Source organism: Kribbella sp. VKM Ac-2568, from assembly GCF_004345365.1.
Taxonomy (GTDB): domain Bacteria; phylum Actinomycetota; class Actinomycetes; order Propionibacteriales; family Kribbellaceae; genus Kribbella; species Kribbella orskensis.
In genome coordinates this window covers 98,808-118,266 of the sequence record NZ_SLVF01000010.1, presented here as the reverse complement: position 1 = coordinate 118,266, position 19,459 = coordinate 98,808, and the positions used below count along the sequence as shown (strand labels likewise).

Sequence of the window (19,459 nt, the reverse complement as noted above, 5' to 3'; positions counted from 1 at the left end):
CGAAAATTGCGGAAAGTCAGTGGGTGGCCGCGCTCCACCAGGCGGGCGGCGAACTCGAGGACGGCCCGGCGGGTGGCCGGTTCGAGCTGCTCGGGACGCAGTGGCCAGGCGTGGCCGAGATGCTCGTCGTACGGGAGGACGACGTAGCCGAGACCGCGGTCGGACATCGCCGACTGCAGCCAGCGCACCGGCTCCGGGTCGTTCAGCTGGCCTTCGGCGATGATCACCAGGCCCTTCTGGACCAGCCCTGGTCGAGCCGGTGGGTCAGCTTGCCCTCGCGCGGGAACGCGTCGACAGCCAGCACGATGTCGGTCCGCTGCGAGGCGAGCGCGTCGGCGAGCAGCGCGGTGACGATCGACGTCCCGCTCAGCGGCACCGCGCCGATCACGCCGATCATCCGGCCGATTCCGATCGGGCGGCGGATGATCGCGATGTTCTCCACGTCGCGTTGCATCCGGCCCGAGGCGCCGGCGATGTAGGCCGCCTCCGCGGCGAACCGGCCGATCCGGCGCAGGAAGCCGCCCGGTCCGGTCCTCGTGCTGCAGCCCGACCGAACCAGTTGCCACCGGCAACGGCCCGGCCAGCGGATCCTGGTACGCGTACGCGTGCGCGTCCGGTCCCCCGTCAGGCGCCGGGTTGTCCCACGAGCTCGCCTGCTGCGGCGGCGCGTTCCAACTCCCGTCACCTGCGGGTGGCTGCTCCCACTGCGCGGGCTGCTGCCGCGGCGGGCCTGCTGCGTCGGCGGTTGAGGGTACTGCTGCTGGTACGGCGCCGGTGGCCACCGCCGCGCTCGCGAACAGCTTGGTGACACCCTCGTCGAGGGTGTTCCGCGATCGGGCCGAACCGAACAGCCAGGCTTCCCGCCGACGCCTGCGGCGCACCGCCACCGACTCGATCAGCTGCGTGTCGTACTGGCGCGACACGTACTCCCCTTCATCCGGACCGAACACAATGCGCGCCCAAATCTAGACGGTGAAGGGTTCGCCAGGACTGCACCATCGGCCATAAATGCAACGCCGGCCAGGAGCATGACGCTCCTGGCCGACGGTTGATCCCTGTACTGCTAGCGCGTGAACCTGTACCGCTAGCGCGCCACGCGCTTGGCGGCGGCGGTCTTCTTCGCCGGAGCCTTCTTGGCGGCGGTCTTCGTCGCCACCTTCTTCGCAGCCCCGGTCGCGACCTTCTTCACCGCACCGTTGGCCGCCTTCTTGGCCGCACCGTTGGCCGTCTTCGTGGCAGTGCCGTTCGCGGTCTTCTGGGCGGTCGTCGTGGTGCCGCCGGACTTCGCCGCGGCCGCGAGCTTCTTCGCGCTCGGCTTGGCGGCACGACCGTGCAGGATCTCCGCGAGGAACTCACCCGTGTAGGAATTCGGGTTCGCCGCGACCTCCTCGGGAGTGCCTTCCGCGACGAGCGTTCCACCGCGGCGGCCGCCGTCCGGGCCGAGGTCGACGATCCAGTCCGCGGTCTTGATCACGTCGAGGTTGTGCTCGATGACCAGCACCGAGTTGCCCTTGTCCACCAGGCTGCCGAGCACGCCCAGCAGCTTGCGGATGTCCTCGAAGTGCAGACCGGTGGTCGGCTCGTCCAGCACGTAGACCGTGCGCCCGGTCGACCGCTTCTGCAGCTCCGACGCCAGCTTGACCCGCTGGGCCTCACCGCCGGACAGGGTCGGTGCGGGCTGACCGAGCCGCACATACCCCAGACCGACCTCGTTCAGCGTGGTCAGGTGCCGGGAGATCGCCGGGATCGCCGCGAAGAAGTCGGCGGCCTCCTCGATCGGCATGTCCAGGATGTCCGCGACCGTCTTGCCCTTGTAGTGCACCTCGAGCGTCTCCCGGTTGTACCGGGCGCCGTGGCACACCTCGCAGGGCACGTAGACGTCGGGCAGGAAGTTCATCTCGATCTTCAGCGTGCCGTCACCCGAGCAGGCCTCGCAGCGGCCGCCCTTGACGTTGAACGAGAACCGGCCCTGCTGGTAGCCCCGGACCTTCGCCTCCGGCGTCTCCGCGAACAGCTTGCGGACGTGGTCCCAGACTCCCGTGTACGTCGCCGGGTTCGACCTCGGCGTACGGCCGATCGGTGACTGGTCGACGTGGATCACCTTGTCGACGAGCTCCATCCCCGAGATCTTCGTGTGCCGGCCGGGGATCGTCCGGGCGCCGTAGATCTGCCGCGCGAGCGACGTGTAGAGGATGTCGTTCACGAGCGTCGACTTGCCGGAGCCGGACACACCGGTGACCGCGACGAAGACCCCGAGCGGGATCGTCACGTCGATGTCCTGCAGGTTGTGCTCGCGCGCGCCGTACACGGTGAGCTCGCGGCCCTCCGTCAACGGCCGCCGCACCGGCGGGATCGGGATCTCGCGACGGCCGGAGATGTAGGCACCGGTGATCGAGTCCGGGTGGTTGCGCAGGTCCTCGACCGTGCCGGAGACGACGACCTGGCCGCCGTGCTCGCCGGCACCGGGGCCGATGTCGACCACCCAGTCGGCGTGGTCGATGGTGTCCTCGTCGTGCTCGACCACGATCAGCGTGTTGCCCAGGTCCTTCAGCCGGACCAGCGTGTCGATCAGCCGGCGGTTGTCCCGCTGGTGCAGACCGATCGACGGCTCGTCCAGCACGTAGAGCACGCCCACCAGTCCGGAGCCGATCTGCGTGGCGAGCCGGATCCGCTGCGCCTCACCGCCGGACAGCGAGCCGGCCGGGCGATTCAGCGCCAGGTAGTCCAGGCCCACGTCGAGCAGGAACCGCAGCCGCTCGCCGATCTCCTTGACCACCCGCTCGGCGATCTGCTTCTCCCGCGGGCTCAGCTCCATGTCGGCGAGGAACGCGTGCACCTCGTCGATCGACATCGCGCTGACCTCGGCGATGTTCTTGCCGCCCATCGTGACCGCGAGCGAGATCGGCTTCAGCCTTGCGCCGTTGCAGGCGAGGCACGGAACCTCGCGCATGTAGCCCTCGAAGCGCTCCCGGCTGGTGTCACTGGACGACTCCGCGTGCCGGCGCTCGACGTACGGGATCACACCCTCGAAGGTGGTGTAGTACGAGCGCTCGCGGCCGTAGCGGTTCTGGTACGAGACGTGCACCTGGCGGTCGTGCCCGGTCAGCAGCGACTTCTTCGCCTTGGCCGGGAGCTCGCCGAACGGCGTGCTCGTCTTGATCTTGAGGTCCTTGGCCAGCGCGCCGAGCAACCGCTCGAAGTACTGCGAGACGTTCTGCCCCGACCACGGCTGGATCGCACCCTCGTCGAGGGACTTCGACGGGTCCGGGACCAGCAGCTCCGGGTCCACCTCCATCCGGGTGCCGAGCCCGGAGCACACCGGGCAGGCGCCGTACGGCGAGTTGAACGAGAACGAGCGCGGCTCCAGCTCGTCGATCGCCAGGGGGTGGTCGTTCGGGCAGGAGAGCTTCTCGGAGAACCGGCGCTCGCGGTGCGGGTCGTCCTCCGGCAGGTCCACGAAGTCGAGCGTGACGATGCCACCGGACAGGCTGAGCGCGGTCTCCACCGAGTCGGTCAGCCGCTGCTTCGCGGAACCCTTGACCGCGAGCCGGTCGACCACGACGTCGATGGTGTGCTTCTTCTGCTTGTCCAGCTTCGGCGGCTCGGTCAGCTGGATGGTCTCGCCGTCCACCCGGGCGCGGGAGAAGCCCTGACCGGTCAGCTGCCGGAAGAGGTCGAGGTACTCCCCCTTGCGGCCGCGGATGACCGGAGCGAGCACCTGGAACCGGGTGCCCTCGTCCAGATCGAGGACGCGGTCCACGATCTGCTGCGGGGTCTGCCGGCTGATCGGCTCGCCGCACTCGGGACAGTGCGGCCGGCCCGCGCGGGCGAACAGCAGCCGGAGGTAGTCGTAGACCTCGGTGATCGTGCCGACGGTCGAGCGCGGGTTCTTCGAGGTGGACTTCTGGTCGATCGAGACCGCGGGCGACAGGCCCTCGATGAAGTCGACGTCCGGTTTGTCCATCTGGCCGAGGAACTGGCGCGCGTACGCCGAGAGCGACTCGACGTAGCGCCGCTGGCCCTCGGCGAAGATCGTGTCGAATGCCAGGCTGGACTTGCCGGACCCGGACAGCCCGGTGAAGACGATCATGGCGTCGCGCGGCAGGTCGAGCGAGACGTCCTTCAGGTTGTGCTCACGCGCTCCACGCACGATCAGACGATCAGACACAAGCTCACTCTCAGCCGTTCTCGAGGGTTTCGTGGGACGCTCCGGGTGCCCAGCAGCAGGCTTCCCGACACGCTCCGGGGACATGCCCGATCATGCTAACGAGGCCCTCCGACAAAAACTTCCGCGAAGTCTCCGACGGCCAGGATGCAGCCTCTTCGAAAGCATATTCGATAGTCTTCGACCATGGTCGTACCCCCGCAAACGAGCCGGCTGCTGGCGGAGTTACCGTCCGCTAACCGGAGACTGCTGGCCACCGCCGCCCGGCTGACGGACGCCGACGTACTGCGCCCGTCGCTGCTGCCCCGCTGGACCCTCGGGCACGTGCTCAGCCATGTCGCCCGCAACGCCGACGCCCTGGTGAATCTGTGTGACTGGGCTCTCACCGGCGTGCGCAAGCCGATGTACGTGTCCGTGGAGGCCCGCGAGTCCGACATCGAGGCAGGCGCCGCGCGGCCGATCGCAGTACAGCTCCAGGATATCCAGGCGGCCGAAGCCCGGCTGCTGGAGCGGTTCGAGGATCTCCCGGCGGAGGCCTGGGCCGCGGAGGTCACCTGGCCCAGTGGAACGACCCGTACCGCGGACCAGATCGTGGCCGCTCGCCTCAACGAACTGGAGGTGCACCACGTCGACCTGGGCCTCGGCTACACCTTCGATGACGTACCGGCCGAGTCCCGCGAGGCGCTGCTCACCTACGTGACCACCAGGTGGCCCGACGACTTCAACGCAGTACTGCGGAGCTCGGACTCGACCTGGTCGTCGCCTGAGCGGCCAGCCGGTGCAAGGATCATCACTGGCGACACCGCGGCGCTGCTGGGCTGGGCGCTCGGCCGGACCGACGGGAGCACCCTCACGCTCGAGGGCACGTTGCCGGAGCCGCCGCCCTGGGGATGACTCGAGCTATGGGAGAACGCATGACGGAGTATCACGGCAACGTCCATGTCGGTGGCCCCGCGCAGACGCACGAGCTGGCGCAACTGATGATCACCAAGGTCGCCGTGGGCCCGATGGACAACAACGCGTACCTGCTGCGCTGCCGGCTCACCGACGAGCAGGTTCTGATCGACGCCGCCAACGACGCGGACACTCTGCTGAACGTGATCGGCGCCGAGGGCATCAGCAATGTGATCACCACGCACCGGCACGGCGACCACTGGCAGGCACTCGCCGAGGTCGTCGCACGGACCAGCGCCCGGACCATCGCGGGGCAGTACGACGCCGAGGGCATCGAGGTGCCGACCGACGAGCCCGTCGAGGACGGCGACCGCATCCACTTCGGCCGGATCGGACTCGAGGTGATCCACCTCGCCGGTCACACACCCGGCTCGATCGCCCTGCTGTACGACGACCCGACCGGGCCGCCGCATGTGTTCACCGGCGACTCCCTGTTCCCGGGTGGCGTCGGCAACACCCGCGGTGACGCCGAGAACTTCCAGTCGCTGCTGAACGATGTGGAGACCAAGCTCTTCGACCGGCTCCCGGACGAGACCTGGGTCTACCCCGGCCACGGCGCCGACACCAGCCTCGGCGCCGAACGCCCCAGCCTCCCGGAGTGGCGCGCCCGCGGTTGGTAGCGCGTGGTCCGACCTCCAGGCGGCCGCTCATGATCACGCGAAATCTGCTCTCGTCGCCAGGCTCACGTCATCGGGACCCGAGTGCGCCGAGTTCGTCGGTCGGTTCGGCACTGACGATCCTGCCTGACGGCGCGTCGCGGTCGGCTATCACCCCTAGCGGGCCATGCGAGCCGGTCCGGAGGCTCCCTATCGTCGAAGCAACGGCGCGATCGTCGCGCAGCGAAGGGAGCCTCCGATGCGTTCCTCGTTCGACAAACTCATCTCGTGGACCGGCTTGTTGCTCGCCGCGTTTCTCCTGTTGGCGGGCGCTCTGCTGACCTGGGCCTACGTCTTCATCGGCAACGAGGTCGAGAGCCAGCTATCCATCCAGGGCATCACGATGCCTGAGGGTCAGGCACTGGAGTCGCTGCCCCAGGAGGACCGTGACGCGCTCGAACAGTACGCCGGTAGCCCCTTGGACACCGGCCCCGAGGCCAAGGCCTACGCCGACCACTACATCCTCGTGCACATGAACGCCGCCTCCGACGGCCGCACCTACCAGGAGGTAAGCGGCGAGTACCAGGCCATGAGCCTCGCAGAGAAGGCCTCCCCACAGGGTCAGGCGCTCGCCGGACTGCGCGAGACCTTGTTCCAAGGCAACACGCTGCGCGGCCTGCTGCTCTACGGCTACGCGTTCGCCACGATGGGCACCATCGCCGGCATCGCGGCGATCGGCGCGTACATCGGAGCGATCATCCTGCTGATTCTCAGCCTGCTCGGCATGCGCCACGCCCGCCGGGCCGCGGCAGAGGAGCAGACGAACGGCGCTCAGGTCTCACCGCCCATCACGACCTGAGGCAACCTCAGAACGCGCAACGATGAGTGCGACGCCGGTGCCGGGTCATCATCGGCGTCGCCTTCCCTGCGTCAGCCGCCGACTTTGATGCCGCCCGGGACGAGTAGGACGACGGCGTAGCGCCAGGTTCCGCTACCGCAGCGGTGTGCGACGCTGATCGAGCGCCCGCTGATGATCAGCGCGGTGGCCTGCGCCTGGAGGACCGTTCGCGGATCGGCGAGATACGTCGTCTGGTGGCCCCAGAGGTCCTGGACGAATCGCCTGATCTGCTCCCGACCGCGGGCCGGGCCCGGCGACTCCGTCGTGTGGAGTACGGCGTCCGGCTCGAAGAGCGGTCCGATTGCGTCGTGGTCGCGCAGGACGAACACGTCCTCGAGCATCATCTCGAGCTCCTCCGGTGTTCGCGGACCGCCCACCGGAACCCCTAGAACGCCAGCCGGTGGCGCTCGACGATCGGCATCGTCCGCGCGAAGTCGACCTCGCAGCCGTACTTCGCCGCCAGCGCCGGCAGCGTCTCGGGGTCGTACTCGCCGCCGGGCTCGCCGAGTTTGCGGAACAGTTGCTCCAGGCCACCAGGAGAGATGATCTCGAGCAGCCGGACCGGCACGTCACCGGCGTTCCAGAAGGTGTGCCACTGGCCACGCGGTTTGAAGACCAGCGTGCCGGCTTCCGCGAAGACCTCCTCGTCGCCGAGCAGGGCGCCCAGCCTGCCCTCGAGGATGAAGCTGTACTCGTCCTCCAGCGTGTGCAGATGCAGCGGAGCAGCCAGGACGTGCGGAGCCAAGGTGTGCTCCACCAGCGAGAACCCGCCGCCGGAGTCCTCCCTGTCGATCAGGAACCGGTCGCTCCTGGATCCCTCCGGATCCGACCTGACCACGCCGTCGGCCGGGCCTACCACCCGTACCCCAGTGGTTGCTTGCTGGTTCATCGGTCCTCCCCTGGTTCGTCGATACCGCTGAAGTTAGGACCGGGAACCACCGCTGCCCATTCCAGAAATGTGGTATCCGCAAAACGACCCGGACCGCCGTACGGTGATGAGGTGAGCGGGTACGCCAAGCAGCGGGCGAGCGACCGGATCGCGACACTGACGCGACAGGGCCTCGATCTCGTCACGCTCTGGCAGGAGTCGTCCGAGGCCATCAGCAGCGCGGTCCCGTACTACCAGGCGCCCTGCTGGTACACGCTTGATCCGGCCTCGCTGCTGGTGACCAGTCATTTCAACGAAGGGATGCCCGAACTCCCGCCCGAATGGCTCGCCCAGGAGTACTACGCGGACGACGTCAACCAACTTGCCGACGTGGCCCGCTCCGAGCGAGGCATCTCGACCCTTCACGAGGCCACGGGTGGCGACCCGGCCAGCAGCCCGCGATGGCACCAGAACATGATGCTGGGCGGGGATCAGGAGCTGATCGCGTGCCTGCGGACCAGGAGCGGCGAGGCGTGGGGAGCGCTCGGCCTGTACCGCGAACCCGGGCAGCCGATCTTCGACGACGAGGACCTGGCCTTCATCCGCGCTGTCGCACCAGTGCTCGCCACCGGGGCTCGCAACTCACTGCTCCTCGGTGAGGCTACCGACCCGGAAGACGCTGACGCACCGGGCCTGATCGTGATCAACGAAAGCTGGGAGATCGAGTCCGCGACACCTGGCGTCGAGCGCTGGCTGTCCAACCTACCGGACGGCGATTGGGCGGCCGGCCGATTGCCCTCGTCCGTGCTCGCGGTCGCGGGCCGTGCCCTGCGTACGGCGACGTATCCGGATGCCGGGGAGGTCGCGGTCTCCCGGGTGATGTCCCGCTCTGGTCGCTGGATCGTGCTGCACGGGACGTCACTGGTCTCCTCCAGCTCCCGCCGGGTAGCGGTCATCGTCGAACCGGCTCATCCCGGGCGCATCGCTCCCCTGCTGATGGCGGCGTACGGGCTGACCGATCGGGAGCAGGAGGTCACCCGGCTGGTCCTGCAGGGCAACTCGACCACCGACATCGCCGAGCGCCTGGTCGTCTCGGGGAACACGGTGCAGCAGCACCTGAAGAGCGTGTTCGACAAGACCGGCGTCCGCAGCCGGCGCGATCTGGTCGGGAAGATCTTCTTCGCCCACTACGAGCCGCGCGTACGGGACAACGAGCGCCGCGCGGCCGATGGCGCCCCACTACGTGGCGGTCCTGTTGTGGCTCGGCCGGAGCTCTAGTGTCCCGTAAGCGAAGTAGCTTGACGCTGGAGGTGTCCAGGTGCGTGCATCGCAAGGCGGAGAAGCGTCCTCGATGCTCTAGCATCGTGGACGTTTCTCCAACGCCGCGAGGTGCGTGCCTGGGCGCCTCCAGCGTCAAGCTACTTCGCTTACGGGACACTAGGCTTCGGATGTGAATGGATTCGCCGCTTATCACCCTGAGGCTTCTCGCCGCCCTGCGAATGACGTGATCTCGGTGCGGGGTGGGCGGGCTGCTGATCTCGCCGTCTGCGCGGAGTTGATCGTGTCGCGGACCGGGGGGCCGGCCGATGAGCGCGTCGAGCGACTGCGGGGTGATCTCGAGGATCCGGAGCGGTACGTCGCGGTCGCCTGCGCGGGGTCCGGGGCGGACGAGCAGGTGGTCGGTTATGGCGGGGTGATTCGACATGAGCGGTTGCCTGAGCATCCAGCCGACACGGCGCCGAGTGGGTATTTCCTGATCGGGCTGATCGTCGCACCCGGGTGGCGGCGGCACGGGATCGGCGAGTTGCTCACGCTCGAGCGGATGCGGTGGACGGCCGAGCGCGCCGACTCCATCTGGTACTTCGCGAACCTCGCCAACGGCGCGATCCTCGACCTCCACGAGAGGTTCGGCTTCGAGGAGGTGACCCGTGACTTCACCTTTCCGGGCGCTCCCCTGCAGCCCGGTACCTGCGTGCTCCTGCGGGCGCCCCTCGTCGGGCAGTGGAAGCAATTGCTCGGGTGAGGGTTTGGTTGAGGGTTAGGGGTTCAGTCGGTTAGTTCTGCAGGGTGGGCTACTACGTCCACCAGGGCGCCGTTGCGGACTGCGGTGATTTCCGTACGGCGACCGATGGCGTCGGCGAAGAGTTGGCGTTGGAGGGATTGGGCGTCTCGAAGTGGGGTGCCGTCGACTGCCAGGACCAGGTCTCCCTGGCGTAGGCCGGCCAGGGCGGCGGGGCTGCCGGAGATCACCTCGACCACTCGCAGGGCGGATCGCTGGCTGAAGCGCTCGGCGAGTTGTGGGCGAAGCGGTGCTGGGGTCGTCACCAGGCCGAGGTAGGCGCGACGGACGCGGCCGTCGTGCAGCAGCGAGTAGATGATGCGTCGCGTCGTCGGGTTCATCGGCACCGCGAGACCGAGGCCGATGCCCGCGACCGCCGTGTTGATGCCGATCACCCGGCCATTGCCGTCGGCAAGTGCTCCGCCCGAGTTGCCCGGGTTCAGCGCAGCGTCGGTCTGGATCACGTCCTCGATGATCCTGCTCGCCGTGCCGAGGCGGACCGGCAGAGAACGCCCGAGAGCGCTCACCACGCCTGCTGTGACACTGCCCGCCAGGCCGAGCGGATTGCCCACGGCAACCACCAGGTTCCCGACCTTCAGCCGATCCGCGTCGCCGTACTCCGGTGGATCCGGGATCTCCCGATCGGCTCGCAGTACCGCCAGGTCCGACAGCCGGTCCACCCCGGCCACGCGCGCCTGCGCCGTCGTACCGTCAGCGAACTCAGCAGATGCACTGCTGCCGTCGCCGACCACATGTGCGTTTGTGAGCAGGTGCCCGTCTCCCGTGAGTACCACGGCCGACCCGGACGAGTCACCGCGCCGCCCCTGCACCCGCAGGCTCGCCACCCGCGGGATCAAATGCTCCGCCACTCCCGAGACCACCCGGGAGTAGGCGTCCAGTACGTCGTCATCCATCATCTCGCTGCCTCCTGATTACATCATTACTCCGCAATCAAGCGCTGGCAGCACTCTGGCGCCAAACTTCCTACCGGCAGCTGGTGACGCCCGCTCCCTCGACCCCGGCGGGGAGGGCAGCAGAACCCCGGAAAACACGAAGGGCACCGACCTGGTCGGTGCCCTTGTAGGGGTCGGGCTGACAGGATTTGAACCTGCGATCTTTCGGCCCCCAGCCGAACGCGTTACCAAACTACGCCACAGCCCGAACACTTGCTCCTCAGGAGCGAGCGGGTAAACCTTACCCCATTCCCGGGGCGTTTCTCACCACGGGTCGCGGGTGTCTCGATGGACGTCCGGACCCCTGCCCCGGGGCTCTGCCGGAGCGGGCCGCGGCCTGGTGAGCAGGGCCGCGGCCACACCGTTGCTTATGGCAACGAGAAGCCGGTCAGCGCTTCTCTTTCTTCTTCCGCGGGCGGATCTGGACATGCACCGGGCTGCCGACGAAGCCGAAGTCCTCGCGCAGCCGGCGTTCGATGAAGCGCTGGTACGACGGCTCGAACGCGCCGGAGGTGAAGATCGCGAAGGTCGGGGGCATCGTGGTCGCCTGGGTGCCGAACAGGATCTTCGGCTGCTTGCCGCTGCGCACCGGGTGCGGGTGCGCCGCGACCAGGCGGCCGAGGAACGCGTTCAGCTGGCCGGTCGGGACGCGGGTCTGCCAGCCGTCCAGAGCGGCCTCGATGGCGGGCACGAGCTTCTCCATGTGCCGGCCGGTCAGCGCGCTGATGTTCACCCGCGGCGCCCAGCGGAACTGGACCAGGTCGCGGTCGATCTCGCGCTCCAGGTAGTAGCGCCGGTCCTCGTCGACCATGTCCCACTTGTTGTAGGCGATCACCAGCGCCTTGCCGGCCTCCTCGACCGAGTTCATGATCCGCAGATCCTGCTCGCTCATCGGCTCGGAGGCGTCGATCACCACCACGACCACCTCGGCACGCTCGATCGCGCTGTTGGTGCGCAGGCTCGCGTAGTACTCGTGGCCCTGGGCGTTCTTCACCTTGCGGCGGATGCCGGCGGTGTCGATGAACCGCCAGGGCTTACCGCCCAGGGTGATCAACTCGTCCACCGGATCGACCGTCGTCCCGGAGACGTCGCTGACGACGACGCGATCCTCCTTGGCGACCTTGTTCAGCAGCGAGGACTTGCCCACGTTCGGCTTGCCGACGATCGCCACCCGGCGCGGTCCCCCGGTCTCGGCGTCCCGCTCGCGGGGTGCCTCCGGCAGGGCGGCCAGGACGGCGTCCAGCATGTCGCCGGTACCGCGGCCGTGCATCGCCGACACCGGGAACGGCTCCCCGATGCCCAGGCTCCACAGGTTCATCGCCTCGGCCTCGACGCGCTGGTCGTCGACCTTGTTGGCGGCCAGCACGACCGGCTTGCCGGACTTGCGCAGCACCCGTACTACGGCCTCGTCGGCGTCGGTGATCCCGACGGTGGCGTCCACGACGAACAGGACGGCGTCCGCGGCGTTGATCGCCACTTCCGCCTGGGCGGCGACCAGTGCGGCCATGCCGACGGCGTCGGGGTCCCAGCCGCCCGTGTCGACCACGGTGAACTCGCGTCCGGACCAGTTCGCGTCGTACGGGACCCGGTCGCGGGTGACGCCGGGTGTGTCTTCGACCACAGCCTCGCGGCGGCCGATGATCCGGTTCACCAACGTGGACTTGCCGACGTTCGGCCGGCCGACGATCGCCAGCACGGGAACAGGGCCCCGGTCTTCGCGGTCGTGGGTCGTCTCGGCGAAGGCATCGCCGTAGCCGGTGGGCAGGTCACTCATCAGGATCCTTCTGGTCTGGCTTACCCGGAAGCGGGTGGCCGGTGGCTTCGACGGCCGCCCGGACATGCGCCCGCAACACCTCGCCGATCTGGTCGGCAACCGCGCGTACGTCGGAGTGCCTCCGGGGAAAGGGTACGCGGTCCACGGCGAAGGTCTCGCCATATACCACGTCCACCCGGCTCCCCCAGGGCGGAAAATGCTCCACGTTCCCACCCGGCAGCCGGGTCCCTAGCAGCGCCACGGGCAGAATCGGCGCCCCGGTCACCATGGCCAGGTAGGCGATCCCGGTCCGGACCCGGCGGAAGTCCCCCGGCCCCCTGGTGCCCTCGGGGTAGATGCTCAGCACGCGGCCGTCCCGCAGTACCTGGATCGAGCGGCGGATGGCCCCTACGTCGTACGTCGAACGGTCGACGGGAATCTGCCCGGCACGCTGCAGGAGGAACCCCTGGAGACCGCCGAAGGCCTCGATCTTGCCGAGTTGATGGAGCATCCTCGGGGCAGTGGAACCCAGCAGCGGTCCGTCCAGCAGGCCGAGGTGGTTGGGGGCGAGCAGGACCGGGCCGGTCCGGGGGAAGTTGCCTTCGTGGTGCACGGTCACGTCGTAGCGGCGGCGGAAGTACGGCCCGACCAAATGGCGCATCACGCTGCCGAGCCGGTGCGGCAGCGCGGGAAGGTCGTTTGTGCGGGGCAGGTCCTGGTGCCCGGTCAGTTCGGCGGTCATGACTCCTGGTCGCGCGGCGCGGCCTCAGCCTCCTTCGCGAGCCGGCAGATCACGTCGACGACCTCCTCCAGGGACAAATGAGTCGAATCGATCTCGACGGCGCCGTCGGAGGCCACCAGGAACTGCGACACAGTGGCGTCGTCGGCGTCGCGGCGGACGATCTGGTCGCGCAACTGCTCCGCGGTGACCGCGTCGGCCAGTTCGGCCTTGCGGCGGGCCATCCGGGCGTCCTGGTCGGCGGTCAGCAGCACCTTCAGCTCGGCCCGCGGAGCGACCACGGTCGCGATGTCGCGGCCCTCGACCACCGCCCCGCCGGTCGGCTGGGACTGCTCGATGATCTCGCGCTGGCGGCGGATCAGCTCCTTGCGCACGTCCAGGTTGGTCGCGATCTTGCTGACGCTGGCGCTGATCCGCGGGTCCCGGATCGCCTCCGTCACGTCGGTGCCGTCGGCGGCGAACTGGGCCCGCTGCGGATCCGTGCTGACCGACAGGACCAGTGCGCGGGCTCGCTCGGCGACCGCCGCGGTGTCGTCCAGGTCGAGGCCGTGGTCCAGCGCCGACCAGGTCACCGCCCGGTACATCGCTCCGGTGTCGAGGTAGCGCAGCCCCAGCTTGGTCGCGACACCGCGGGCGGTACTCGACTTGCCGGAACCGCTCGGGCCGTCAACAGCGATGATCATGGGCCGAAGGTTACCGGTGAACGGACCAGCCACGTTCGGTCAGTACCCGGACCAGCTGATCCACCGAGGCCGGTTTGACCGCCAGCTCGACCTCACCGACCGGTCGGCCCGGGCTGTGGTCGATCCGCAGGTCCTCGACGTTGGCGCCGGACTCGGCCGCGTCCGCGAACAGCCGGGCCAGCTGACCGGGCCGGTCGGGAATGGTGACGAGCACCGGGACCAGCTCGATGTGCGGGGCGCCGTGCTTGCCGGGAACCCGAACCGCGCCGGACACGCCCTGGCCGAGGATCGAGGCGAGCTCCTCCCCCGCCTCTTCCTTGCCCAGGGCAACGAGAACCCGGTCGAGCTCGTCGCGGATCCGCTCCAGCAGGCCGGTCAGCGCGGTCGAGTTCGCGGACACGATCTGGGTCCACAGCCGGGGATCACCGGCCGCGATCCGGGTGACGTCGCGGACGCCCTGCCCGGAAAGCTCGAGGTGGGAGTTCGGTGCGTCGACGAGGGTGCCGGCGGCCAACGCGGACATCAGGTGCGGCAGGTGGGACACCCTGGCGACGGCGAGGTCGTGGTCCTGCACGGACAACTCGACCGTACGAGCCCCGGCCGCCTCGGCGAGACGACGTACCAGGTCGACGGCCTTGGGGTCGCTGGTCTCGTGCGGGGTGATCGCCCAGGTCGCGCCGTCGAAGAGATCGGCGCGGCCGGCGAGCGGGCCGGATCGCTCGGAACCGGCCATCGGGTGACTGCCGACGTAGCGGCTGAGGTCGTCGGTGAGGGCGGACGCATCGGTGAGCGGCTTCGACTTCACGCTCGCCGCGTCCGTGATCACCGCGTCGGTCTGGCGCAGCTGCTCGGCGATCACCGCGCCGACGTGGTCCGGCGGTACCGCGACGACGACCAGCTGCGGCTCGATCTGGACCAGCCGCGAACCGGCGCCGATCCGCTCCGCCATCAGCGCGTTGTCCGGGTCGGCGTCCACCAGCTCGACCACCACGCCGAGCCGCCCGAGCGCCAGGCCGATCGACGTACCGATCAGGCCGGTGCCGACGATCCGGACCGGACCGCGGAGCTCGGTCATCGCCCGACCACCGTTGCGGTGCTGACTGCGGCGTACAGGGGGGCGTTCACTGGGCGCCGGTCAGGTCCGGGCGCAGGCTGACGGCGCCGTGCAGGTAGACGTGCTGGATCTTCTCCCGCGAGCGCGACGTCTCCACGTGCACCATCATCCGGACCACCCGCGGCAGCGCGTGCGGTACGTCGATCTCCTGCATGCACATCAGCGGGACGTCCGTCAGCCCGATCTGCCGCCCGGCCACCGCCGGGAACTCCGAGTGCAGGTCCGGCGTGACGGTGAACAGGATGCTGATCAGGTCCGCGGAGTCGAGGTCGTTCGCCTCGAGTACCGCCCGGACCAGCTCCGCGGACCGCTCGAGCAGATGCTCGCGCTCATCCACCTCGAGCTGGGTGGCACCCCGGATCGCCCGTACCGCCACAGCGCCTGCCTCCTAGTTCGTCGTCCCTGCCTACCTCAACCCTAGGACAGCCCAGCCAACAGACGGACAGCCGTCTCGGATTCTGCTCCTCAGGCGGTGGTGGTCTGTGCCTCGGCGGCGGCGACGGTTTGCTCCAGGAGGAGGGCGATGGTCATGGGGCCTACGCCGCCGGGGACGGGGGTGATGAGGCCGGCTACCTGGGTGGCTTCTTCGAAGTGGACGTCGCCGGTGTTGTTCTCGTTGTAGCCGGCGTCGATGACGACCGCGCCGGGCTTCAGCCAACTGCCGCGGACGAAGTTCGCCTTGCCGACCGCGGCGACCACGATGTCGGCGGTCTTCACGATGTCCGCCAGGTCGCGGGTCTTCGAGTGGGTGTAGGTGACCGTCGCGTTCGATGCCAGGAGCAACATCCCGACCGGCTTGCCGAGGATCGGGCTGCGGCCGATGACGACCGCGTGCGCGCCGACCAGCGGTACGTCGTACGCCTCGAGCAGGCGGATGATTCCACCCGGCGTGCACGAGCGGAACCCGGGCTCACCGAAGGCCATCGCGGCGAACGCGTGCATGGTGACCCCGTCGACATCCTTGGCCGGGTCGATCGCCTCGAACGCGGCACGCTCGTCGATGTGATCCGGTACCGGGTGCTGCAGCAGGATTCCGTGCACCTTCGGGTCTTCGGAGAGCTTGCGCAGTTCGGCGACGAGTTCCTCGGTGGTGGTCTCAGTGGGCAGGACCACGCTGAGCGAGCCGATGCCCGCCTTCTTGCTGCGGTTCTGCTTCATCCGGACGTACGTCGCCGACGCCGGGTCATCCCCCACCAGCACGGTCGCCAGGCAGGCCTCGACCCCGGTCGCGTCCTTCAACGCCTTCGCGCGCTCGGCGGCCTTCGCCACCATCTCCGCGGCGAGACCCGTCCCCACCATCAGCCGAGCGGCTTCGCGGGGTGCGGCTTTGGGGTCGTCCGGGTTCGAGAACGTGAGGGTGTGGTTGCTGGGAGAGGTCATGGTGCGCTCCTTCGGGCGTCGACGAACAGGTCGGGTGGCCCAGGCGCGCGGCTGCTGGTCGACGGATCCGCCGACGGACCGTTCCCCGGTGGTACACCACCTCAACGCCAGTAGCGGTCCGTAGTGGAGTTTACCGCGCCGCTCCCCCGGTCCCGTCCGGGGCGAGGAAGAACTCGCGGCAGCTGTCGAGTCCGGAGATCTCGACCGGTCGGCGGTCGACCTGCTGCCAGTTCTCGCGGGTCAGCCGGAGGCGGTCCGAGATCACCACCTCGCCGTGCAGGACGTCGCGGGAGATGCCGTCCGGGCGGTAGCCGAGCTTGCGGGACACGCCCTGGGACCCGACGTTGTCCTGGAAGACCTCCGAGAGCGCCGCCTCAGCGCCGAGTCCCTCGAACGCGAGGTGCAGCAGCGCAGTACGGGCTTCGGTGCCGAGGCCTTGGCCGTGGTGAGCCAGGCCGAGCCATGACGAGGTCTTCACCTCGCGGAGGGTGGCGAACTCTCGGGCTCTGAGTATCACGAAACCGATCGGCTGGTCGCCTTGGAACACGCCTAGGTCGAGGGCCCAGTCGTCCGGAGTCCAGCTGCCGAGGCAGCTCCAGTACCCCTGGACGACGTACCGCGCTCGCTCGGCGGGAGGTAGATCGGTCCATGGGGTCAGGAACGGGCGTTCGCCGGCCTTGTGGACACCACCGGCGGCGAGATCGGCCAGCGCCGACAACTCCTGCTCGTCGGGGAGGCGGAGTACGAGCCGGTCGGTGGTCAGCCGGAGGCCTCGGAGCGGCCAGTGATCAATCAGCACGCGGACATCCTCGGGCTCTGGATCGCTCCCGGCAAACGGATTAAGCCGCACCGACGTGCAGGCGGCTGGTCAGAGGAGGCCGGCATGGTCGAGGGTCAGGTACGCCGCGTCGGTGCCGGTCATCGCGCCGGGCGTGCGGAGTTCGCGGCGGAACTCCTCGACGGTGAGTTCTACCGGAACGCAGTCCTCGGTCTCGTCCAGGTGCTGCACGCCGTCCGGTCGGCAGCCGCGGGCGATCGCCACGTACTTGCGGTAGACCGACGAGGCCGACGACCAGTGCCAGCCGACCACCTCGATGGACTCGCAGGTGTAGCCGGTCTCCTCTTCCAGCTCCCGCCGACCGGCCGCGTCCGGGTCCTCTCCCGGGTCGATCAGACCACCTGGGAGGTTGGTGACGATCTGGTCGGGGCCGGCGCGGAACATCCGCACGGTGACGATGCGGCCTTCAGGGGTCAGCGGCAGCACGGTGATGCCCGCGGTGATCCCGGCAGAGAGCTTCGGGCCAAAGACATCCCAGTCCACCTCCCGGCCGTCCGGCAGCCGGTAGCGCCGCAGCCGGACGGTCAGGAACCCTTCGAACCCGGGCTTCTCATCCAGCAGCACCCAGGGCTCCGGATCTCCCGGCCGCGAACCATCAGCTTGCTTGTCCGGACGCCGGCCGTCAGCCCGGGAGCGCTCGTCAGCCCGGGGTCGCGAAAGAGCGTCGTCCGCCGCGGGAGGTGCTCCCGCGGCGGACGATTCTTGGTCGCTCACAGAGGGCGGTCGGTGTCCGGGTCCTCGGGCGGCGCGATGGGAGCGTCGTCCTCGGGCGGCGCCACCGCGGCGTCTCCGGCGGACGAGGAGTCGCTCTCGTAGGTGCCGCCGTTCACCGTCTCTGCCGTCTCCGCGTGCGTGGTCGGCTCGGACGGGGAGGTGTCGGGCCTGGACTCGGACAGGATCCGGGCCAGCGTCTCCTCCGAGATCCGCTTGAACTTGCGCACCTGGGTGCGGGTCCGGTCCAGGACGGCGACCTCGATCTGGTCTGGCTCGAGCTGCCGGGTCTCGGTGCCGTCGTGGCCGAGGGCGTCCACCGCAAGCCGGAGCGCGCCCGCGAGCGAGATGCCCTCCGAGTAGTGCTCGCCCACGTAGTCCGCCACCTGCTCGGCCGGGCCACCCATCACGGCGTATCCCCGGACGTCGGCGATCGAACCGTCGTACGTGAGGCGGTAGATCTGGTCCTCGGCGGCGGTGGAGCCGATCTCGGCGACCAGGATCTCTACCTCGAGCGGCTTCTCGCCGCCGGAGGAGAAGATCGCGCCGAGCGTCTGGGCGTAGGCGTTCGCCAGCGCCCGGCCGGTGACGTCACGGCGATCGTAGGAGTACCCGCGCATGTCCGCCAGCCGCACGCCGGCGATCCGCAGGTTCTCGAACTCGTTGTACCGGCCGACGGCGGCGAAGGCCATCCGGTCGTAGATCTCGGCCACCTTGTGCAGCGCGGGAGACCGGTTCTCCGCGACGAACAGGATGCCGTCGGCGTACTGCAGGGCGATCGCGCTGCGGCCCTTGGCGATGCCCTTGCGGGCGAAGTCGGCCCGGTCCCGCATCAGCTGTTCGGGTGAGACGTAGAACGGAACGCTCATGGAAATCCTTCTTATCGAGGCGCGGGAGGGCTCAGGTCAGCGGTGCGGCCGGGCCGTCCGGACGCTGCAGCCGGGCCGCGACGATGGAGTCGACGATCGCGCCGACCTCCTCCTCGGGCATCCGCTGGTAGCCGTCCGAGGTGACCACGCCGATCACTGGGAAGATCCGCCGGGCCATGTCCGGCCCACCGGTAGCGGAGTCGTCGTCGGCCGCGTCGTACAGCGCCTGGATCGTCGCCGTCACGCAGTCGGTGGCCGACATGCCCTCCCGGTACAGCTTCTTCAGCGCGCCGCGGGCGAACAGCGAGCCCGAGCCGACGCTGTGGAAGGAGGTCTCCTCGTACCGTCCGCCGGTCGGGTCGTAGGAGAAGATCCGGCCGCCCTTCAGGTCTTGGTCGTAGCCCGCGAACAGCGGCACCACGGCCAGGCCCTGCATCGCCAACGCGAGATTGCCGCGGATCAGCGCGCTCAGCCGGTTGGACTTGCCGTCCAGGCTGAGCGTGGTGCCCTCGAGCTTCTCGTAGTGCTCCAGCTCGACCTGGAACAGCCGCACCATCTCCACCGCGAGCCCGGCGCTGCCGGCGATCCCGACGCACGAGTACTCGTCGGCGGGGAACACCTTCTCGATGTCGCGCTGGGCGATGATGTTGCCCATCGTCGCGCGCCGGTCGCCGGCCATCACGACGCCGCCCTCGAAGGTGGCGGCGACGATCGTGGTGCCGTGCGGGACGTCCTTGGACAGGTCACCTGTCCCCAGGGAGCGTCGTCCGGGCAACAGGTCGGGCGCATGCCCGGCCAGGAAGTCCATGAAGGACGAGCCACCTGGGGTCAGGAAGGCTTCCGGCAACCGGCCGGAGGCATCGAATGTCATCTAGCGGT

Annotated in this window: 20 protein-coding genes, 1 tRNA gene and 1 riboswitch; of the genes, 5 read left to right on the top strand and 16 right to left on the bottom strand. The window is 69.0% G+C overall.

Annotation, left to right across the window (positions count from 1 at the left end):
- Positions 1-223: 223 nt before the first annotated feature.
- Positions 224-454 carry a hypothetical protein gene (locus tag EV648_RS27935; RefSeq protein WP_132298008.1) on the bottom strand — a complete coding sequence of 77 codons (231 nt, stop codon included), beginning with the start codon at positions 452-454 and terminating at the stop codon, positions 224-226.
- A gap of 630 nt (positions 455-1,084) precedes the next feature.
- Positions 1,085-4,168, bottom strand: a complete 3,084-nt coding sequence (gene uvrA / locus EV648_RS27930; protein WP_132298006.1) for an excinuclease ABC subunit UvrA — start codon at positions 4,166-4,168, stop codon at positions 1,085-1,087.
- Positions 4,169-4,351: 183 nt separating this feature from the next.
- Here uvrA and EV648_RS27925 point away from each other — a divergent pair, with 183 nt between their 5' ends.
- The 3 genes from EV648_RS27925 to EV648_RS27915 all read left to right on the top strand — a co-directional run bounded on the left by EV648_RS27925 (position 4,352) and on the right by EV648_RS27915 (position 6,574).
- Positions 4,352-5,059, top strand: a complete 708-nt coding sequence (locus EV648_RS27925) for a maleylpyruvate isomerase family mycothiol-dependent enzyme (protein WP_132298004.1) — start codon at positions 4,352-4,354, stop codon at positions 5,057-5,059.
- Positions 5,060-5,079: 20 nt separating this feature from the next.
- Positions 5,080-5,739: an MBL fold metallo-hydrolase gene (locus tag EV648_RS27920; RefSeq protein ID WP_132298002.1), complete on the top strand. Its 660-nt coding sequence runs from the start codon at positions 5,080-5,082 to the stop codon at positions 5,737-5,739.
- Positions 5,740-5,974: 235 nt separating this feature from the next.
- Positions 5,975-6,574, top strand: a complete 600-nt coding sequence (locus EV648_RS27915) for a hypothetical protein (protein ID WP_132298000.1) — start codon at positions 5,975-5,977, stop codon at positions 6,572-6,574.
- A gap of 71 nt (positions 6,575-6,645) precedes the next feature.
- On the opposite strand, the gene EV648_RS27910 is transcribed toward EV648_RS27915, so the two are convergent.
- Positions 6,646-6,957 (bottom strand): nuclear transport factor 2 family protein, encoded by a 312-nt coding sequence (locus tag EV648_RS27910; RefSeq protein WP_132297998.1) that lies wholly within the window; start codon positions 6,955-6,957, stop codon positions 6,646-6,648.
- Positions 6,958-6,998: 41 nt separating this feature from the next.
- Positions 6,999-7,502 (bottom strand): cupin domain-containing protein, encoded by a 504-nt coding sequence (locus tag EV648_RS27905; RefSeq protein ID WP_199234865.1) that lies wholly within the window; start codon positions 7,500-7,502, stop codon positions 6,999-7,001.
- Positions 7,503-7,613: 111 nt separating this feature from the next.
- Between EV648_RS27905 and EV648_RS27900 the strand changes: the two genes are divergently transcribed.
- Both EV648_RS27900 and EV648_RS27895 read left to right on the top strand, forming a co-directional pair.
- Entirely contained in the window at positions 7,614-8,759 is a 1,146-nt protein-coding gene (locus tag EV648_RS27900) for a LuxR C-terminal-related transcriptional regulator (protein ID WP_132297996.1), read from the top strand.
- A 172-nt stretch (positions 8,760-8,931) separates the two neighbouring features.
- Positions 8,932-9,504 (top strand): GNAT family N-acetyltransferase, encoded by a 573-nt coding sequence (locus tag EV648_RS27895; RefSeq protein WP_132297994.1) that lies wholly within the window; start codon positions 8,932-8,934, stop codon positions 9,502-9,504.
- Between the two features lie 23 nt (positions 9,505-9,527).
- Here EV648_RS27895 and EV648_RS27890 read toward each other — a convergent pair whose 3' ends face one another.
- From EV648_RS27890 to prcB, 12 genes are all read right to left on the bottom strand, one after another.
- On the bottom strand, positions 9,528-10,457 hold the full coding sequence (locus EV648_RS27890; protein WP_132297992.1) for a S1C family serine protease: 930 nt from the start codon (positions 10,455-10,457) through the stop codon (positions 9,528-9,530).
- 170 nt (positions 10,458-10,627) lie between these two features.
- A tRNA-Pro gene (locus EV648_RS27885) sits at positions 10,628-10,701 on the bottom strand.
- 180 nt (positions 10,702-10,881) lie between these two features.
- A complete protein-coding gene (gene der, locus EV648_RS27880; protein WP_132297990.1) occupies positions 10,882-12,267 on the bottom strand; it encodes a ribosome biogenesis GTPase Der in 1,386 nt (461 codons plus the stop codon).
- Positions 12,260-12,988 carry a 1-acyl-sn-glycerol-3-phosphate acyltransferase gene (locus tag EV648_RS27875; protein WP_132297988.1) on the bottom strand — a complete coding sequence of 243 codons (729 nt, stop codon included), beginning with the start codon at positions 12,986-12,988 and terminating at the stop codon, positions 12,260-12,262. The genes der and EV648_RS27875 overlap by 8 nt, the downstream gene beginning before the upstream one ends.
- Positions 12,985-13,668, bottom strand: coding sequence for a (d)CMP kinase (gene cmk / locus EV648_RS27870; RefSeq protein ID WP_132297986.1), 684 nt, complete (start codon positions 13,666-13,668; stop codon positions 12,985-12,987). The genes EV648_RS27875 and cmk overlap by 4 nt, the downstream gene beginning before the upstream one ends.
- Positions 13,669-13,678: 10 nt before the next feature.
- Positions 13,679-14,743 (bottom strand): prephenate dehydrogenase, encoded by a 1,065-nt coding sequence (locus tag EV648_RS27865; RefSeq protein ID WP_132297984.1) that lies wholly within the window; start codon positions 14,741-14,743, stop codon positions 13,679-13,681.
- Between the two features lie 46 nt (positions 14,744-14,789).
- Entirely contained in the window at positions 14,790-15,158 is a 369-nt protein-coding gene (gene aroH / locus EV648_RS27860) for a chorismate mutase (RefSeq protein ID WP_132297982.1), read from the bottom strand.
- A gap of 89 nt (positions 15,159-15,247) precedes the next feature.
- Positions 15,248-16,162 carry a bifunctional 5,10-methylenetetrahydrofolate dehydrogenase/5,10-methenyltetrahydrofolate cyclohydrolase gene (locus EV648_RS27855; protein ID WP_255512878.1) on the bottom strand — a complete coding sequence of 305 codons (915 nt, stop codon included), beginning with the start codon at positions 16,160-16,162 and terminating at the stop codon, positions 15,248-15,250.
- 30 nt (positions 16,163-16,192) lie between these two features.
- A riboswitch (ZMP/ZTP riboswitch) is annotated at positions 16,193-16,287 on the bottom strand.
- A gap of 5 nt (positions 16,288-16,292) precedes the next feature.
- Positions 16,293-16,961: a GNAT family N-acetyltransferase gene (locus EV648_RS27850; protein WP_132297981.1), complete on the bottom strand. Its 669-nt coding sequence runs from the start codon at positions 16,959-16,961 to the stop codon at positions 16,293-16,295.
- Positions 16,962-17,030: 69 nt separating this feature from the next.
- The gene (locus EV648_RS27845; RefSeq protein WP_158294084.1) at positions 17,031-17,564 is read right to left on the bottom strand and encodes an NUDIX hydrolase; all 534 of its coding nucleotides are present in this window, start codon (positions 17,562-17,564) and stop codon (positions 17,031-17,033) included.
- A 146-nt stretch (positions 17,565-17,710) separates the two neighbouring features.
- The gene (prcA, locus tag EV648_RS27840) at positions 17,711-18,580 is read right to left on the bottom strand and encodes a proteasome subunit alpha (RefSeq protein ID WP_132297977.1); all 870 of its coding nucleotides are present in this window, start codon (positions 18,578-18,580) and stop codon (positions 17,711-17,713) included.
- A gap of 31 nt (positions 18,581-18,611) precedes the next feature.
- A complete protein-coding gene (gene prcB / locus EV648_RS27835) occupies positions 18,612-19,451 on the bottom strand; it encodes a proteasome subunit beta (RefSeq protein ID WP_132297975.1) in 840 nt (279 codons plus the stop codon).
- Positions 19,452-19,459 lie beyond the last annotated feature (8 nt).

Excerpts from the sequence above, each read along its gene's own strand:
- EV648_RS27935 (WP_132298008.1), bottom strand. The coding sequence starts at position 454 with ATGCAACGCGACGTGGAGAACATCGCGATCATCCGCCGCCCGATCGGA.
- EV648_RS27925 (WP_132298004.1), top strand. The coding sequence starts at position 4,352 with ATGGTCGTACCCCCGCAAACGAGCCGGCTGCTGGCGGAGTTACCGTCC.
- EV648_RS27920 (WP_132298002.1), top strand. The coding sequence starts at position 5,080 with ATGACGGAGTATCACGGCAACGTCCATGTCGGTGGCCCCGCGCAGACG.
- EV648_RS27915 (WP_132298000.1), top strand. The coding sequence starts at position 5,975 with ATGCGTTCCTCGTTCGACAAACTCATCTCGTGGACCGGCTTGTTGCTC.
- EV648_RS27910 (WP_132297998.1), bottom strand. The coding sequence starts at position 6,957 with ATGATGCTCGAGGACGTGTTCGTCCTGCGCGACCACGACGCAATCGGA.
- EV648_RS27905 (WP_199234865.1), bottom strand. The coding sequence starts at position 7,502 with ATGAACCAGCAAGCAACCACTGGGGTACGGGTGGTAGGCCCGGCCGAC.
- EV648_RS27890 (WP_132297992.1), bottom strand. The coding sequence starts at position 10,457 with ATGATGGATGACGACGTACTGGACGCCTACTCCCGGGTGGTCTCGGGA.
- der (WP_132297990.1), bottom strand. The coding sequence starts at position 12,267 with ATGAGTGACCTGCCCACCGGCTACGGCGATGCCTTCGCCGAGACGACC.
- EV648_RS27875 (WP_132297988.1), bottom strand. The coding sequence starts at position 12,988 with ATGACCGCCGAACTGACCGGGCACCAGGACCTGCCCCGCACAAACGAC.
- cmk (WP_132297986.1), bottom strand. The coding sequence starts at position 13,668 with ATGATCATCGCTGTTGACGGCCCGAGCGGTTCCGGCAAGTCGAGTACC.
- EV648_RS27865 (WP_132297984.1), bottom strand. The coding sequence starts at position 14,743 with ATGACCGAGCTCCGCGGTCCGGTCCGGATCGTCGGCACCGGCCTGATC.
- EV648_RS27855 (WP_255512878.1), bottom strand. The coding sequence starts at position 16,162 with ATGACCTCTCCCAGCAACCACACCCTCACGTTCTCGAACCCGGACGAC.
- prcA (WP_132297977.1), bottom strand. The coding sequence starts at position 18,580 with ATGAGCGTTCCGTTCTACGTCTCACCCGAACAGCTGATGCGGGACCGG.
- prcB (WP_132297975.1), bottom strand. The coding sequence starts at position 19,451 with ATGACATTCGATGCCTCCGGCCGGTTGCCGGAAGCCTTCCTGACCCCA.